This window comes from Draconibacterium orientale, from assembly GCF_900111425.1.
Classification (GTDB): Bacteria; Bacteroidota; Bacteroidia; order Bacteroidales; family Prolixibacteraceae; genus Draconibacterium; species Draconibacterium orientale.
Map to the genome: position 1 here is coordinate 102584 of NZ_FOHT01000009.1, position 14488 is coordinate 117071.

At 41.3% G+C, this 14488-nt stretch carries 11 protein-coding genes; 3 read left to right on the plus strand and 8 right to left on the minus strand.

Features of this window, described 5'->3' with window-relative positions:
* Nucleotides 1–19 precede the first annotated feature (19 nt).
* Nucleotides 20–532, plus strand: coding sequence for a hypothetical protein (locus BMW53_RS07060; RefSeq protein WP_038557026.1), 513 nt, complete (start codon nt 20–22; stop codon nt 530–532).
* On the opposite strand, the gene pulA is transcribed toward BMW53_RS07060, so the two are convergent.
* The 4 genes from pulA to BMW53_RS07080 all read right to left on the minus strand — a co-directional run bounded on the left by pulA (nt 514) and on the right by BMW53_RS07080 (nt 6774).
* A complete protein-coding gene (gene pulA, locus BMW53_RS07065; protein ID WP_051567685.1) occupies nt 514–2460 on the minus strand; it encodes a type I pullulanase in 1947 nt (648 codons plus the stop codon). The two genes, BMW53_RS07060 and pulA, sit on opposite strands and share 19 nt — an antisense overlap.
* On the minus strand, nt 2460–3008 hold the full coding sequence (locus tag BMW53_RS07070) for a hypothetical protein (protein ID WP_038557029.1): 549 nt from the start codon (nt 3006–3008) through the stop codon (nt 2460–2462). Before BMW53_RS07070 ends, pulA begins: the two co-directional genes overlap by 1 nt.
* A gap of 113 nt (nt 3009–3121) precedes the next feature.
* Nucleotides 3122–4492, minus strand: coding sequence for an aminopeptidase P family protein (locus BMW53_RS07075; RefSeq protein ID WP_038557031.1), 1371 nt, complete (start codon nt 4490–4492; stop codon nt 3122–3124).
* Nucleotides 4493–4917: 425 nt separating this feature from the next.
* Nucleotides 4918–6774, minus strand: coding sequence for a Xaa-Pro dipeptidyl-peptidase (locus BMW53_RS07080; protein WP_038557034.1), 1857 nt, complete (start codon nt 6772–6774; stop codon nt 4918–4920).
* Between the two features lie 554 nt (nt 6775–7328).
* Between BMW53_RS07080 and BMW53_RS07085 the strand changes: the two genes are divergently transcribed.
* Both BMW53_RS07085 and BMW53_RS07090 read left to right on the plus strand, forming a co-directional pair.
* Nucleotides 7329–8633: an MFS transporter gene (locus BMW53_RS07085; protein ID WP_038557036.1), complete on the plus strand. Its 1305-nt coding sequence runs from the start codon at nt 7329–7331 to the stop codon at nt 8631–8633.
* A complete protein-coding gene (locus tag BMW53_RS07090; protein ID WP_217642902.1) occupies nt 8626–9594 on the plus strand; it encodes a glycoside hydrolase family 130 protein in 969 nt (322 codons plus the stop codon). Before BMW53_RS07085 ends, BMW53_RS07090 begins: the two co-directional genes overlap by 8 nt.
* Nucleotides 9595–9687: 93 nt before the next feature.
* Here BMW53_RS07090 and BMW53_RS07095 read toward each other — a convergent pair whose 3' ends face one another.
* The 4 genes from BMW53_RS07095 to BMW53_RS07110 all read right to left on the minus strand — a co-directional run bounded on the left by BMW53_RS07095 (nt 9688) and on the right by BMW53_RS07110 (nt 14485).
* Nucleotides 9688–10065, minus strand: coding sequence for a hypothetical protein (locus tag BMW53_RS07095; RefSeq protein ID WP_074780402.1), 378 nt, complete (start codon nt 10063–10065; stop codon nt 9688–9690).
* A 46-nt stretch (nt 10066–10111) separates the two neighbouring features.
* Complete coding sequence (locus BMW53_RS07100; protein WP_038557041.1) at nt 10112–10864, minus strand: LytR/AlgR family response regulator transcription factor; 753 nt, start codon at nt 10862–10864, stop codon at nt 10112–10114.
* A 95-nt stretch (nt 10865–10959) separates the two neighbouring features.
* Entirely contained in the window at nt 10960–11337 is a 378-nt protein-coding gene (locus tag BMW53_RS07105) for a GxxExxY protein (RefSeq protein ID WP_038557043.1), read from the minus strand.
* 139 nt (nt 11338–11476) lie between these two features.
* The gene (locus BMW53_RS07110; RefSeq protein WP_175463506.1) at nt 11477–14485 is read right to left on the minus strand and encodes a sensor histidine kinase; all 3009 of its coding nucleotides are present in this window, start codon (nt 14483–14485) and stop codon (nt 11477–11479) included.
* Nucleotides 14486–14488 lie beyond the last annotated feature (3 nt).

The window sequence follows — 14488 nt, forward strand, 5'->3', positions numbered from 1 at the left end:
CAATGTAAATTTTATTGCCATGAATATACTACTGATTTATCCGGAAAAAGAGAACAATTCGAAAGGATTTGAGGCCTTCTTTCAAAAGCTTTTTAACAAGACAACCGAAGATCCATTGGAGCTGATTGAAATTTCTATTCAGCTGCCAATTACCTGGGAAAGAAAGCTGCGCGACCTGAACCAAAAAACATTAAACTCCAAAGATCTGGAATGGGCAGATTATGTCATAATCAAAGCAGAACCAAAACAGCGCACTTCAACGGTAAAACTTATTGAAAAATGCAAAAGTGCAGGGAAAAAGATAATAGCTGAAGGAGCATTGTTTGATTCTCAACCGGCCGACTTTGAAAATGTAGATCACCTGATTCTGAACCAGGCGACATTTGATCCGTTTGTACGGGATATGGAAGACAATACTACTCAACGCATTTACAACGCTGACTACCGGAAAGAGAAATTACGCAAAACCGCGTATTCATTGTTGGGATTTTCAGATTACTTATCGCGAAACATTCACCCGTTTTCGGCGTGAACAAGGATTTTTAACGAGATAGGTTCCACCACAACCGTGTCTTCAACAACTTTTACCCCCTCCTCATTAATACTGTTGGCATCGGCTACAACTTTGTAGCGGCCTTCGGGTAAGGGCAATTCAACTTCCTCTTCGTTCCCATTAAAAATGAGGAATACTTTCGACCAACTGTCGCCAGCCGCCTTTCCATCCAGACAATAGGAAACCACCCCTATTTTATACTCGGCACAAAAATTCAAATCCCGCCTTATTGCATCGGCCGAAGTCATACGAAAAGCCGGATGATTTTTCCTCAGCTGAATCAGTTTCTGAAAGTATTCAAAAACATCGAGGTATTCATTTTTGCGGCTCCAGTCGATCTGATTTACCGAGTCGGGCGATTTATAGGAATTTCCGTTTCCTCCTTTTGTACGGCAAAAATCAACACCGGCATGTAACAGCGGCACTCCCTGCGAGGTTAAAACCAATGCTCCGGCTAATTTTACACGTTTGCGCAAGTCCTCATCCGTCGCTTTTGGCAAACTTTGTTTCAGTTTGTCCCAAAGCGTGTAATTATCGTGGCACGACACGTAGTTGATACACTGATCGGGTTCGGCAGCCCAGGCAGTTTCAACGGTATCGATATATCCGTAATTTACCTGCGGATGATAAACGGCTGCAGTAATTCCAAACTTTATAGCCTCCTCGCGCAGGTTTAGCCCGCTTATAAAACCTTTCGATTTTTTATCGCCATGGTTCCCTTTCAGGGCATCGCGAAAATCGTCGTTAAAGCTGGCTATTCTTCGCATTGCCGAAGTATTCTTTTTAACGGCCCGTTTCGATTCCGGCATCGGACTTTGATCGGCAGCCCAGCCTTCGCCATAAAGGAACAATCCGCGGTCGATCTTATCCAGCGACTTCCGGATTTCCTGCATGGTTTTCAAATCGTGAATTCCCATCAAATCAAAACGAAAACCATCAACATGAAATTCCTCCACCCAGTAGTTAAGCGTGTCGATAATGTATTTACGCACCATCTCGCGCTCCGAAGCCACCTCGTTGCCACATCCCGATGCATTTGAGAACGAGCCATCTTCTTTCTGACGGTAGAAGTACCCGGGCACGATTTGGTTAAAAACCGACTCTTTGGCGTAATAAGTATGGTTGAAAACCACATCCAGAATTACTCCAATTCCGTTGGCATGCAGGGCTTTTACCAACTTTTTAAATTCTACAATTCGTTTGCGTCCGTCGTAAGGATCGGTTGCATACGAACCTTCCAGCGCATTATAATGCATGGGATCGTAACCCCAGTTGTATTTTTCAAGTGGCTTTTCTTCGTCAACGGTTACAAAATCGTTCACCGGCAGCAAATGCACATGCGTAACTCCCAACTCTTTTAAATGATCGATACCCGTTTTTACTCCCTCCGGCGGGCGTGTTCCTTCTTCGGTAAATCCCAGGAACTTTCCTTTGTTTTCAATGCCTGAATTTTCGGCGATGGAAAAATCGCGCACATGGGTTTCGTAAATCACCGCATAAGTAAAACTGTTGTAGCGCGGGCCATTATCGAAAACCCACTCTTCCGGATTAGTGGTGTTCGGATTATAAATCATTCCGCGCAGACCGTTGGCGCCAACACAGCGGGCATAAATTCCGGCAACCTCATCCAGCCATTCACCATCGTTCACTCTGAAAGTATAGAATTTACCTTCGTAATCACCGGTAAGAATTGTTCCCCAGGTGCCGTTCTCTTTTTTCTGCAGATTCGTTTTATAATAGGATTCACCATGCACACCATCTTTGTACAGGCGCAGTTCAACCATCTGAGCTGTAGGTGCCCAAATTTTGAAGGTCGTTTTTTCGGGCGACCAAAAAACACCTAAATCCTTACCCGAATAACCGGGATAAGTTGAAAAATCGATATGGTTAAATTTCCAGTTTCGCATTAAAATTTAACTAATGTTTTGCGTAAAAAAACAGCTTTGCTTCCTAGCTTTTTACCTGTCACATCTTTCAGATAAATTTTTGTTTTTGGATATTTCTTCAACGATTTATCGTGCGAATAAAACCGATTCAGATCAATCGTTAACTGATGCGATTTCCCGCCCTCGAGAAACAAGGGATAAAAACTGTAATTATCCATTCCTTTGAGCTTGAACTTTCGCTTCATCCAAAAATTATCGAATACTAAAAGCGGCTGATCAAGATCGATAGCCGTTGAGCCGGTATTTTTTACCGTAAGAACTAATTCACCGGGATAGAATTTTGTATCCTTCTCGAGTTTAATACTTAGCTTCCTCAGTTTTAAAAACGGCTGGCGCTCCTTCTTCGATTTCTTGTTAAAAGAACGGCCGCTAATAATAAAAACCGCGGTAACAGCAGCCAGAAACAGAAATACCCACAACAGTTTATGTCCTTCGGGGCCTACCTCGTTTTGGGCAAAAAGCCACAACGAATTCAATAATAAAACCGCAAGAATACTTCCCTTCTTCATTGTTGCTAATTTGAGGCAAAAGTAAAGTTTTTATTGATTTAAGATCGATGATGCTTACTGGTTTCACGAGAATACGTTTCATCCTTAACATGAAACCGGTAAGCATCAACACCTTATCCTCTAAGTGCTTCTACATCCTTAATGGTTTTTGGCTTTGGTTTGCCGAGTAACTGCACACCGTTTTCGGTCATTACAAAATCTTCTTCGTTGCGTATTCCGCCGAAGTTACGGTAGCTGTCAACTTTTTCCCAGTTAATAAAATCGTTGAATTTGCCTTGTCCGCGCCACAGATCGATCAATTCAGGAATAAAATAAACTCCCGGCTCGATGGTAAATACATGACCGGCTTTTAGCGATTTTGCCAGGCGTAGCGATTTTAATCCGAACTGTGTACTTTTTGGCTGGCCGTCGTAACCCACCCAAACTTCACCCAAATCTTCCATATCGTGCACATCCATGCCCATCATGTGGCCGGTTCCGCATGGGAAAAACAAAGCGTGTGCCCCCGCCTCAAATGCATCCATGGCATTTCCTTTTGTAAAGCCCATAGCTTTTAGCCCGTCGAAAATGGTGGTAGCCGCGGCAATGTGCGCATTTTTATAGGGCTTGTTCAACTCAAGCGCGCTGATGGCAGCTTCGTGTGCAGCCAATGAAATTTCATAGATCTCTTTTTGCTCAGGCGTGAATTTTTTGCTTACCGGAAAAGTACTCGACAAATCGCCCGAGTAGCATAATTCATTTTCGTAACCGGCATCTACCAAAAACAGGTCACCTTCTTTTATGGTATTTCCATGAAAATGATTGTGCAATGTTTGCCCGTTTTTCGTAGCAATTATCGGGAAAGCAATATTACCACCGGCAGCCAGTGCCACTTTATGAATTTCGGCGGTTACCTGTGCTTCCGTCATTCCCGGACGTGCAAATTTCATGGCTGCAACATGCATATCAACCGACACATTCACCGCCTGATGCAGCTGTTCAATCTCTTCTTTTGATTTGATCTCGCGCTGACTAACAACAGCTTTTACCAAATCAAGCGAGTAAGTATTCGCTACATCTTTGGGCGCTACATCAATCAGCTCCATCAACTTAATTTTGTTCTCGGGGCGGTAAAGCGGCAGGAAATGAATCTTTCTGCTTTTCTCCACCACCGAAGCCAGTTTTTTCGTCGGAAAAACCGCTGAAACGCCACATTTAGCAGCACGTTCAGCAATCGTTGGCTGTGGCCCCATCCACACAATATCGTCGATGGTGTAATCATTTCCGAAAATAATCTCCTTGTTGTTATCAATATCGATTACCGCAGCCAGCCCCGGATGCTGAATTCCAAAGTAGTACAAAAAGGTGCTGTCTTGCCTGAAATGGTAGGTGTTATCCGCATAATTCATCGATGATTCGTCGTTACCAAACAACAAAATCAATCCTTCCCCAACCTTCTCTTTAAGAACTTTTCTTCGTTCGATGTAAATCTCTTTCTGAAACATTTATGCAATTTTTTTATGAGAACGTGAATGTAATAAATTCTCAAATTCGCACTATGACAAATGTTCGTAATGCTTTTACAAGGTTCAGCGCGAAAAGTATTTTGGGCGAGACCTAAGGTATTTTTTGTAAGAAACAGGTGTTGCAGCAACAAAATTAATAAGCCACGCAACCTTTAGCGCACATTGTCCATCTGTTAACTAAACAAAAGAAAATAAGAGTTCAGTACTTTTTCCTGCTTAGCTTGTTTTTGCCGGCTTTTGTTTTATAAATAGGGTAGAATCAGTTGCGGTTTCCTAACCAATTCGAATATAAAAAGAGCCTTACTTGTCTGAAAAGATCAATGTAAGGCTCTTTTGCTTTTATATGCAAAACGCTAATAAATTTATTCCTTCAGGTTATACCAAATTGACCACAAAATACCGCATTATTGAATGGCATTTTTGTAAGCTTCTATTCCGCCAACAACCGGGATTTCGATGCTTGTTCCGTTCAAATCGACTGTTAATTCTGTTCCGGGTTTTGGCCGAAGTGTAAAATCGCGGTCGCTCGACAAGATCATGAGCCCGATTTGTTGTCCGGCTTTAATCACCTGGTCATCGGGTTGCAGTTCGAAAGTCATTTCGTAAAACTTACCCGGTTCCAGCGGTTCACTCTCGCGTAACGTTTTATAATTCTGCAAATCGGCCCAACCACGGGTTATCAGATTATCGGTAATTTTTGCTTTTCGCCATTGCGAATTGCTCCAGGGTAATGAAACCAGGTAAACCGAAAGATTCACTGCCGGTTTGCTACTGGCTGCCCTGATGGTAATTTTTGCTTTTCCTGAGATATGCAGGTCTTCTTTCAACACCGGGCTTACATAAATTAACCGGTGCTCAGTAATTTCGGCTTGTGCCAATGCCTCTGCCGAAAATGAGTAATTATCCACCAGGATTTCAGTTGCCTGCTTCGGCGGTTTTTCGGTAAGCAAATCTCCCTTTTCAGGAGCACCGGCGGTAAGGTATAATTTCACATCACGGGCATCCGGGTTTGGATAATCTTTGTATGGTGTTGGCTTATCGCGCTCGTCATCTTCGCGAACAATCCAGGCTTTTGCATCGTTTTCCACACCATTTTCTATTCCGAACAAATAACGGGTAAACCAACGGTTCATCATACGAACTGGTGGCGGTCCGCCGTGTCCGTTCTGGTGATAGTAAATTTGAGTGGGGATTCCCTTTGCTTTTGCAGCTTCGTAAATACGGAAACTGTGCTCGGGCATTACATTCCAGTCGTTAAATCCGTGCGACATCAAAAGTGCCGCTTTCATGGGCTCCATATCGTTCAGGTAATCGCGGCCGGCCCAAAAGTCGTTGTAATCGCCGGTAACGCGGTCTTGTCCGTTTTTCATTTCATCATCGCGAACATGCTCACGTGCATAAGCTCTTTTATCCAGATCGCCACTGTGAATAAAATCGAAAAGCACACCAACATCCTCACCCAAATAACCTCCCGGAGAACGAACCAAACCATTGGATCGGTAATAATGGTAATACGATGTATTTGGTGCTACGGGAATAATCGCTTCCAGGCCTTCAACCCCTGTAGTGGCGGCTGCCAGCGGCAATGTTCCGTTATACGAAGTTCCGGTCATCCCCACTTTTCCGGCACACCAGTAAGCCTCAACTTCTTCGTTTCCGCGGCGGGTTTTGTAGCCTTTGGCGCGTCCGCAAAGCCAGTCGATTACCGCTTTTGGAGCCAGCGATTCATTGTCGCCGCCAACAGTTGGCGAGCCATCCGACAATCCTGTTCCGGGCGATGATGAATGCACAACAATATAACCACGAGGCAGCCAGGTATCGACATGCCCTTTTGAAATGATTGGCCGTTCGCCGAGGCGCTGAATTTCGGGTGGATGTACATGTTGTTTGGGTTGCTCACCAAGCTCCTGATGAACATCCCAGAAAAATTCGGGATTATTACCGGCCACTCCTGCAAAATAAGGGCTTGAGTTATAAATAACCGGAAGTTTTAATCCTTCGCTTTCGGTTTGCCGCTGACGTGTAACATCAACGTGCATGCGATCTAAAAGGCCATCGCCATCCGAATCAAATTCGGTTTCCACCCACAGGTCTTCGCGAATCCAGTAGGCCGGATCTTCAAACGCTTTTACAATTTGTGCCTCTCCATCTTTAAAAACAGGTTTTATCGGCTCGTTTTGTTGTGCACGGCTACTAACAGCCCACAACTGAATAAGCATCAAACAGGCAACACTTAAACTCAGGTTTTTTCTAATCTTCATTCGTTAAAAAAATTTTATGCAGCCCTTAAACAGCGATACAAAAAATCGGCCCCGGATTGCTTTTATTACAGTTTTTTTTATGATTTATCTCCTCAAAACAGAGGTAACCAGCCTATTTTATTTGAATAGCTAAATATAACCACACTCAACTTTTATATGATGATGAATGACAGACTTTGTTAATTATTTGTAAGGAATTAAAGAGCACCTCATCCTTTTTTGACTTAAAAGAGTTATTTGTATTTTATTTATATCAGCTATTAACACGACAGCTATGAGACAATTGGTTTGCCCCATATCGAAAGATGTGGTGGATGAAAAAAATTTCACTTATATCGTACTACCATTTTATAAATAATTCTACTTAATACAATTTTTCAGTTTTAAGGCTTCTGTCGGTTGACGGAGGCCTTTTTTATTGAAGGTCCCGCCAAAGCCTCCCTATCAATGGTGAAATTCGAATTGTTCATCCGAACTTTTAAACAGTCTAAACAAGTGTGCAAAAAAGAAAAACACTATTTTTCCGGCTTCAATCTTAAACGACTAAACCATCGATGATAAAAGCAATAAAGAAAGCTACCAGTCCGGCAATGTGGGTTCCAACGGCCTATTTTGCAATGGGTTTACCTTTTATGGTGCTTGCACAGTCAACGGCTATCATGTATAAAAATATGGGGATCTCCGATTCCAAAATTGCATTCTGGACCTCGCTGATTATGCTGCCGTGGACCTTAAAACCCTTATGGAGCCCGGTTTTAGAGATGTTCAAATCAAAAAAATTCTTTGTGGTTACCAGCCAGTTTGTTACCGCAATTACTTTTGCGTTGATTGCATTTGCGCTTCCGCTACCCAACTTTTTTGCTTACACCATCGCACTGCTTGCTGTTATTGGGTTTAGCGGTGCCACCAACGATATTGCTACCGACGGTGTTTACCTTAGCGTTCTTTCATCAAAAGATCAGGCCCGATACATTGGATGGCAGGGCGCTGCATACAATGTGGGTAAATTTTTGGCTTACGGCGGTTTTGTTACCATTGCCGGAATTCTTGAAAAACAATTGGGTGTAGTAAATGCCTGGGTTGCCGTAATGCTTGGAATTGGTGGCGTGATGGCGCTGGTGGGCCTTTATCACTCGCGAATGTTACCCGGAGGAGAAGCATCAAAATCAGAAGTAAAAAGTCTGAAGGAAGGATTTGACACACTTTGGGATGTGTTAAAAACATTCTTTCAGAAAAAATACATTTACTGGTACATTGCTTTTATCGTATTGTTCCGTTTTGCCGAAGGATTTGCCATAAAAATTGCGCCGCTATTTTTTAAAGCTGCCGTTGCCGATGGCGGATTGGGGTTAACCACCACCGAAATTGGCGTTGTTTACGGAACTTTCGGAACCGCAGCCTTTGTTGCCGGATCGTTACTGGCCGGTTATTTTATTGCACGCCGCGGCCTGAAAAGGGCTTTACTTATTTTAGTCAGCACTTTTAATATCCCATTTTTGGTGTATGCCTTACTGGCCCATTATCAACCTTCGAGCCTATACCTGATAGGGGGCGCTGTGGTTTTTGAGTATTTTGGCTATGGCTTTGGTTTTGTGGGACTGATGCTGTTTATGATGCAGCAGGTAGCACCCGGAAAATACAAAATGGCGCACTACGCTTTTGCCACCGGAATTATGAATCTTGGTTTTATGGTGCCATCGATGCTGAGTGGTTATTTCAGCGACTGGCTGGGCTACAAATTGTTTTTTGCCTGGGTGCTGGTGGCTACCATTCCGATTTTTATTGCTGCACGGTTCGTTCCTTTCGGACACCCCGACAATGTTGATGAAGAAACAATAGAAACAAATAAAAATGACTAAAAAAGTAAACATACCTTTTGAAGAACGCCCGCAAGGTTGCACCGATGTAATGTGGCGCTACTCGCAGAATCCGGTAATTGGCCGGTATGCAATTCCAACTTCAAACAGTATTTTCAACAGTGCTGTTGTTTCTTTTGAAGACGGTTTTGCCGGCGTATTTCGCTGCGACAACAAAGCTGTGCAAATGAATATTTTTGCCGGTTTTAGTAAAGACGGTATCAATTGGGAGATCAATCATGAACCCATTGAAATGGTTGCCGGAAACACCGAGATGATCGAGTCGGACTACAAGTATGATCCGCGTGTTACCTGGATTGAAGACCGCTACTGGGTAACCTGGTGTAACGGTTATCACGGACCAACAATCGGGATTGCATACACATTCGATTTCAAAACTTTTCACCAGTGCGAAAACGCCTTTTTGCCTTTTAACCGGAATGGCGTTCTTTTTCCCGAAAAAATTAACGGGAAATATGCCATGCTGAGTCGCCCGAGCGACAATGGACATACTCCGTTTGGCGACATTTACATTAGTTACAGCCCCGATATGAAATACTGGGGCGAACACCGCTGTGTAATGAAAGTTACTCCGTTTGAGCTGAGCGCCTGGCAGTGTACAAAAATTGGTGCCGGATCGGTACCGATTAAAACGGAAGAAGGGTGGCTGGAGTTCTACCACGGTGTAATTAACACTTGTAATGGTTTCCGCTATTCAATGGGTGCTGCTATTCTCGATCTGGAAGATCCGTCGAAAGTATTGTACCGTACACAACCATACTTGCTGGCTCCTGCAGCGACATACGAACTGGCCGGCGATGTGCCGAATGTGGTTTTCCCTTGTGCCGCACTTAGCGATGGTGAAAAAATAGCGGTGTATTACGGTGCAGCCGACACGGTTGTGGGAATGGCATTTGCTTACCAGCAGGAATTGATTGATTTTATTAAGGAGAATTCCATCTAAAAAAGGAGTTCACGCAAAGACACAAAGGTTTCGCAAAGTACGCTGAGAAAAATATTGAAAATAGTGATGCTCTCACTTGGAGTGAGGGTATCACTATTTTCCGGGATCACCTCCAAAACGTTTTTCCTTTATAAAATACATATTTGTGGAATCGGGTACCGCAACCGGCATATTCCAGAAGTTATCTGAAGGTTTTACCACCGGCATATTATCACCCAAAGCCATAAATACATCTGTTGTTAATTTTAAATATAAATTATCAATCAAGTTTTCTGTGTTATCATCAAAAAATGATTGGGGTAGTTCGTCATCCAATTTCAATTGAGGTGAGATTGTTAGATAATCGTGTTGTTGCTGTTTCTGAAAATCGTCAAATTCAATACGCGGAAGCGGTTTTATAGCATACTCATTTTGACTAAATGAAGTAAAGTTCAAACAACAAACAAATATCAAAAACACTATTGTCTTCATAACTTTAATTTTGTTTCAGCAAGTTAAAAAAGAGCACTAAAAATAGCTAAGCAATTGAGGTTTTTAACATTTGTAGAACCTCATCCTTTCGTCGCCTCGATATGAAAATTTTATCGCTATTTGAAAGTTCGAGCGTTCCTCCGTCGGTTTTTGAATACGCCACCACATGCTTTAAGTTTACCAGATGGGATTTATGCGTGCGCACGAAAGAATATTCCTTTAAAAGATCTTCAAATTCAACCAGTGTTTTTGCTACTAATAAATGCTTTTTTTCATGCAGATAAATATGCGTGTAATTGCTTTCGCCCTTACAGTGGACGATCTTTTTCACTTCTACAAATTCAATACGATCGTTGGTTGGCAGCCCAATTCGTGGATTATCGGGTTGCAAAATATTACGATTCAATTCGCGAATTTGTCTGTTCTCTTCTTTCTTCTGAATGCGCTTCGTAACCTTTTCAACCGCGGTTTTTAGTTCGTTAAAGTTGATGGGTTTAAGAATATAATCGGCAGCCGAAAAGCGAATGGCCTTTATGGCATAATTGTCATAGGCGGTTACAAAAATCACCTCGAAGTTAATATCCGCAAAATGCTCAAGCAACTGAAATCCATTTTCCCCGGGCATTTCAATATCGAGAAAAACCAATTGCGGCTTTTCATTTTTAATAAGCTGGATAGCAGACTTCACTGAATTTGCCAGTCCCACCAAGATTACTTCCGGGCAGTGTGATTCAAGCAGTCCAGCCAAATTTTCGCGGCCGTGTTTTTCGTCGTCAACTATAATTGATTTTATCTGCATTTTAAAAAGTTCTTGCAAAGTCACAAAGGTTTCGCAGAATTCGCCAAGTACATCTGCGAACTTTGCGTTTCTTCTTTTTTTTGCGTGAAACAGTATTACAAATTATTTACAATCCGATGGATCCCATCTTTTAGGACACTGGTGTTAAAATTAATCAAAAGTCCAAGTTTCAAACCCGACAACTTCAAATAGGTTAAAGTTTGAGCATAATGAACCGGAGCTAGTGTTGCAACCGATTTCACTTCTACCAGAATCTTATCATTAATAACCAAATCAATTCTGTAACCAACATCTTGTTTTACTTCTTTGTACACAAATGGCATTGGTACCTGCTGTTTTACTTCAAGACCTATTTCCCTCAATTCAAAAGCTAATGCATTATCATAAGCCGACTCTAAAAGCCCCGGGCCAATAATTTTATGTATTTCGATTGCGGCTCCGATTGTTTTGTAAGAAAGGTCGTTTTCATTCATTATTTGCGAGTTTACAATTTATGATGAACAATTTATGTAAAAATGCAGGTTCACGCAAAGAACACTAAGATTTCGCAAAGGAAACAAAGAAGTTTTTTGCGAACTCTGCGTTCCTTCTTTACTTTGCGTGAACTCTTCTTTACTTTTCTTCGGGCAAAACAATTTCCACAAGTGTTCCTTCTTCCAAATCAGTGGTTGTGAGTTTATATTTCTCGCCCTGTTTTTGCTGAAGGATATTGAGGCGTTCTTTCATCAGTTTTGTGCCTTTCCCGTTCTTTTGTTGCTGTATTTCTTTTGCGGCTTTACGGCCAATTCCGTTGTCGGTGATTGTGATTAATACAAATGCGTCTTTCTTCATAACATCTATTTTTAAATGTTTCTCACCTCTTTTATTCTGAAGACCATGAACGATGGCATTTTCAACAAAAGGCTGCAAAAGTAGCGATGGCACCTGCGTATTGTGCGCATCAATTGTTTCGTCAACAAGAACCTCAAATTCAAAATCAAAACGCAGTTTTTCAAGGTTTAAATACTGCCTAATCAGTTCCAGCTCTTCGGCCAGCGACACCTCTTCCTTTTCTGAATTATTCAGCACTTTTCGAATCAATCCGGCAAAATCGCTTAAATACAAATGGGCCTCGCGGCCCTTGTTTTGCTGAACCAGGTTTTGCACCGAGTTCAAACTGTTAAAAAGAAAATGGGGGTTCATCTGACTCCGGATAGCCGTGAGTTCCAACTCCCGGAGTCGCCTTTTTTGCTCCTCCTTTCGGAATTGCCGCCGAACCCGCCATTTCCATAGTAGTAAACCTATTATTAAAATGGTTAGGATGCTGAGTAATACTACTATTATAATTTGCAACTGCGATTTATTCAGTTCTTTTTTTTTAGGCTGCAGGTTTTGTTTGCATAAATTCATACCACTTACCATATTTCGGTCAAATCCTATTCGAACACCATCCTTATCGTAAGCAATAAAATGTCCTTTACCGGATTTAAAAATGGAGCCTAACTGAACTTTGTGGTTAATTAAAAATAGCTGATATGCAACAGGATTGGCCCGTTTGGTATAGTCCATCCACTCCTGAATGTTGCTTCCTTCGGTTACCAGAACAAAATTTATCTCCGGATTTTCTTTGGCAAGCTCATCAAAGTAATAGCGCTCTTTCGACCAATTTTTAGTTACATAGAACAAAGCGGGCTTGTTACCCAAAAAGTCTTTTAAATATTTCGCCTCTCCTTTTTCATTAAAGAATTTGGTATTGGGCACATAATCCTTTTTGTCCCATTCAGATTGCGTGCTTATAATGCCTTCAAGCGATTGACTAAATCCTGGATCATTGCATAAGCGCAGCATCAAATCAAGGTATTTTTCAACTTCATTTTTACGATATATTTGAGCTTCTGATTCCTGATTATAAATAGTTGTTTTTTCCTGAAGCAACATTTCTGCAATTTGTCCGTAAAGCGCAGGGCCTGCCAGTAGCGCTTTTGCTATTTCAATTTTATTGGGTAAGTCACCATAAAATCGCAGCTCATTTGAAGGTGTACTTACGATTTCGAACCCGAAATAATTTACACTGCGTACCTTTTTTACGGTTTGTAAATAATAGGACAAATAACTGTTGGCAAACTGTCTGGAGAAAACACCATTTGCATTGTATATTTCATGAATTTCAATTTCATTTAAAACCTTGTTTAAATAGTCCAGGTCCACAATGTCTTCATCAGGAAAATATACTTGTCCCCAGTTCACCCGCTGCTTATATTCCCACGTTGAAAGAAATTCAAGAACACCACACATCAAATTGGCTTTTAGCTCATTTCGTACGAAATCGAAAACATATGCCGGGATAGCTTCCTTATATGCCATCGATTTTACATCAAAATTATCAATGGCATCTCTTAAATTAACGAATTTCATATTGGAGCTCCACCACCAGTAAATGCTATTAAAATTCATTCTTTGCTCAAGCCATTCATACTCTTTGTTAAAATTATAAAGCAGTTCCTGAGCGGCTGCAAAATCACCCGAGAACTCGACATCCCAAGGGAATTCACCGTTTGCAATTAAATGAATGTTGCTCCCCGGCTCGGCATATAAAGAAATGGTAGGTAATTCAGCCGAGGAATTAGATTGACCAAATAACAAAAAAACCAATCCCGGATTTTCTAGTTCTGTTTCAATGTGAAAAGTATTGCTCTCGTCCAAAAATACTGTCTCCTGATAAAGTTCAGTCCCATAGGGATTTCGCAATATTGCCAGCGTAACCTTCTTATTGATCACTCCACTCACAGTTCCTGAAACAATTAAACGAGTGCCTGTCTTCTCTTTAAGATTTAACAGTTTTATACTTTCCTCGTTATAAAACAAACTGTAATAATTACCATTAATAAATCTTGAATGTTTGGTTGAATCCAATGAAATGCTTTGGTATTCCCGAAGAAATTTTTCCTGATCATTGATGGAATAATTTAGAGTGTAAAGGCCGGGCTTTTCGTCCCATCTTTGATTCGTTACCGACAGAACATGATCCTTTGTTGCAATATCAACATCATACTTCTGTGGATCCAGCATCTCACTCTTTACCTGAAAGAGCAACTGAACAGATTTGGTTATTTGAGGTATCGCTTTGGTGTTAAAAGCTTCTATTTGCCGGTTCTTTGAGACTTGATCAAATGCTTTTTTGTCTAACCTCTTTTTTGCAGCCAATAAAACTTCATCGCGGTTGTAAAGCTTAAGCTCACTGGTTTCTTCATTAAACTCATATTTAAAAAGTATATTACAAACCAAATTCTCGTACGCATCAGTTCTAGCTCCTCCGTAATACTCATTTTGAAACTCCGGATATTCGTAATCCCTGTATGCAAATGGAATTTCACCAGGCTTTTGGAGAGTGTTTTTGCTAACAGTTACAAATAGCAATTTTTTGTTATCTGGCTCGGTCGTTCTATATTCTATTTCCAAAATCTTTGTCCATAGAAATTCATTCAATTTTTCTCCATCTTCTGATTGATGGTAGATCGATTTATTGAACTGATAGATGTATTCCTTCCCGGTTTCAGGCCGTAAAAGAATAACTTCGTTTTGGGCGAAAGAGGAAAAACAAATAAGAAGGAGAAATAAGCTTATAAACGGGATTGTTTTCATAGC

What these genes read in the sequence shown, in the direction of transcription:
- BMW53_RS07060 (WP_038557026.1), top strand. Translation starts at nt 20, where the DNA reads ATGAATATACTACTGATTTATCCGGAAAAAGAGAACAATTCGAAAGGA.
- pulA (WP_051567685.1), bottom strand. Translation starts at nt 2,460, where the DNA reads ATGCGAAACTGGAAATTTAACCATATCGATTTTTCAACTTATCCCGGT.
- BMW53_RS07070 (WP_038557029.1), bottom strand. Translation starts at nt 3,008, where the DNA reads ATGAAGAAGGGAAGTATTCTTGCGGTTTTATTATTGAATTCGTTGTGG.
- BMW53_RS07075 (WP_038557031.1), bottom strand. Translation starts at nt 4,492, where the DNA reads ATGTTTCAGAAAGAGATTTACATCGAACGAAGAAAAGTTCTTAAAGAG.
- BMW53_RS07080 (WP_038557034.1), bottom strand. Translation starts at nt 6,774, where the DNA reads ATGAAGATTAGAAAAAACCTGAGTTTAAGTGTTGCCTGTTTGATGCTT.
- BMW53_RS07085 (WP_038557036.1), top strand. Translation starts at nt 7,329, where the DNA reads ATGATAAAAGCAATAAAGAAAGCTACCAGTCCGGCAATGTGGGTTCCA.
- BMW53_RS07090 (WP_217642902.1), top strand. Translation starts at nt 8,626, where the DNA reads ATGACTAAAAAAGTAAACATACCTTTTGAAGAACGCCCGCAAGGTTGC.
- BMW53_RS07095 (WP_074780402.1), bottom strand. Translation starts at nt 10,065, where the DNA reads ATGAAGACAATAGTGTTTTTGATATTTGTTTGTTGTTTGAACTTTACT.
- BMW53_RS07100 (WP_038557041.1), bottom strand. Translation starts at nt 10,864, where the DNA reads ATGCAGATAAAATCAATTATAGTTGACGACGAAAAACACGGCCGCGAA.
- BMW53_RS07105 (WP_038557043.1), bottom strand. Translation starts at nt 11,337, where the DNA reads ATGAATGAAAACGACCTTTCTTACAAAACAATCGGAGCCGCAATCGAA.
- BMW53_RS07110 (WP_175463506.1), bottom strand. Translation starts at nt 14,485, where the DNA reads ATGAAAACAATCCCGTTTATAAGCTTATTTCTCCTTCTTATTTGTTTT.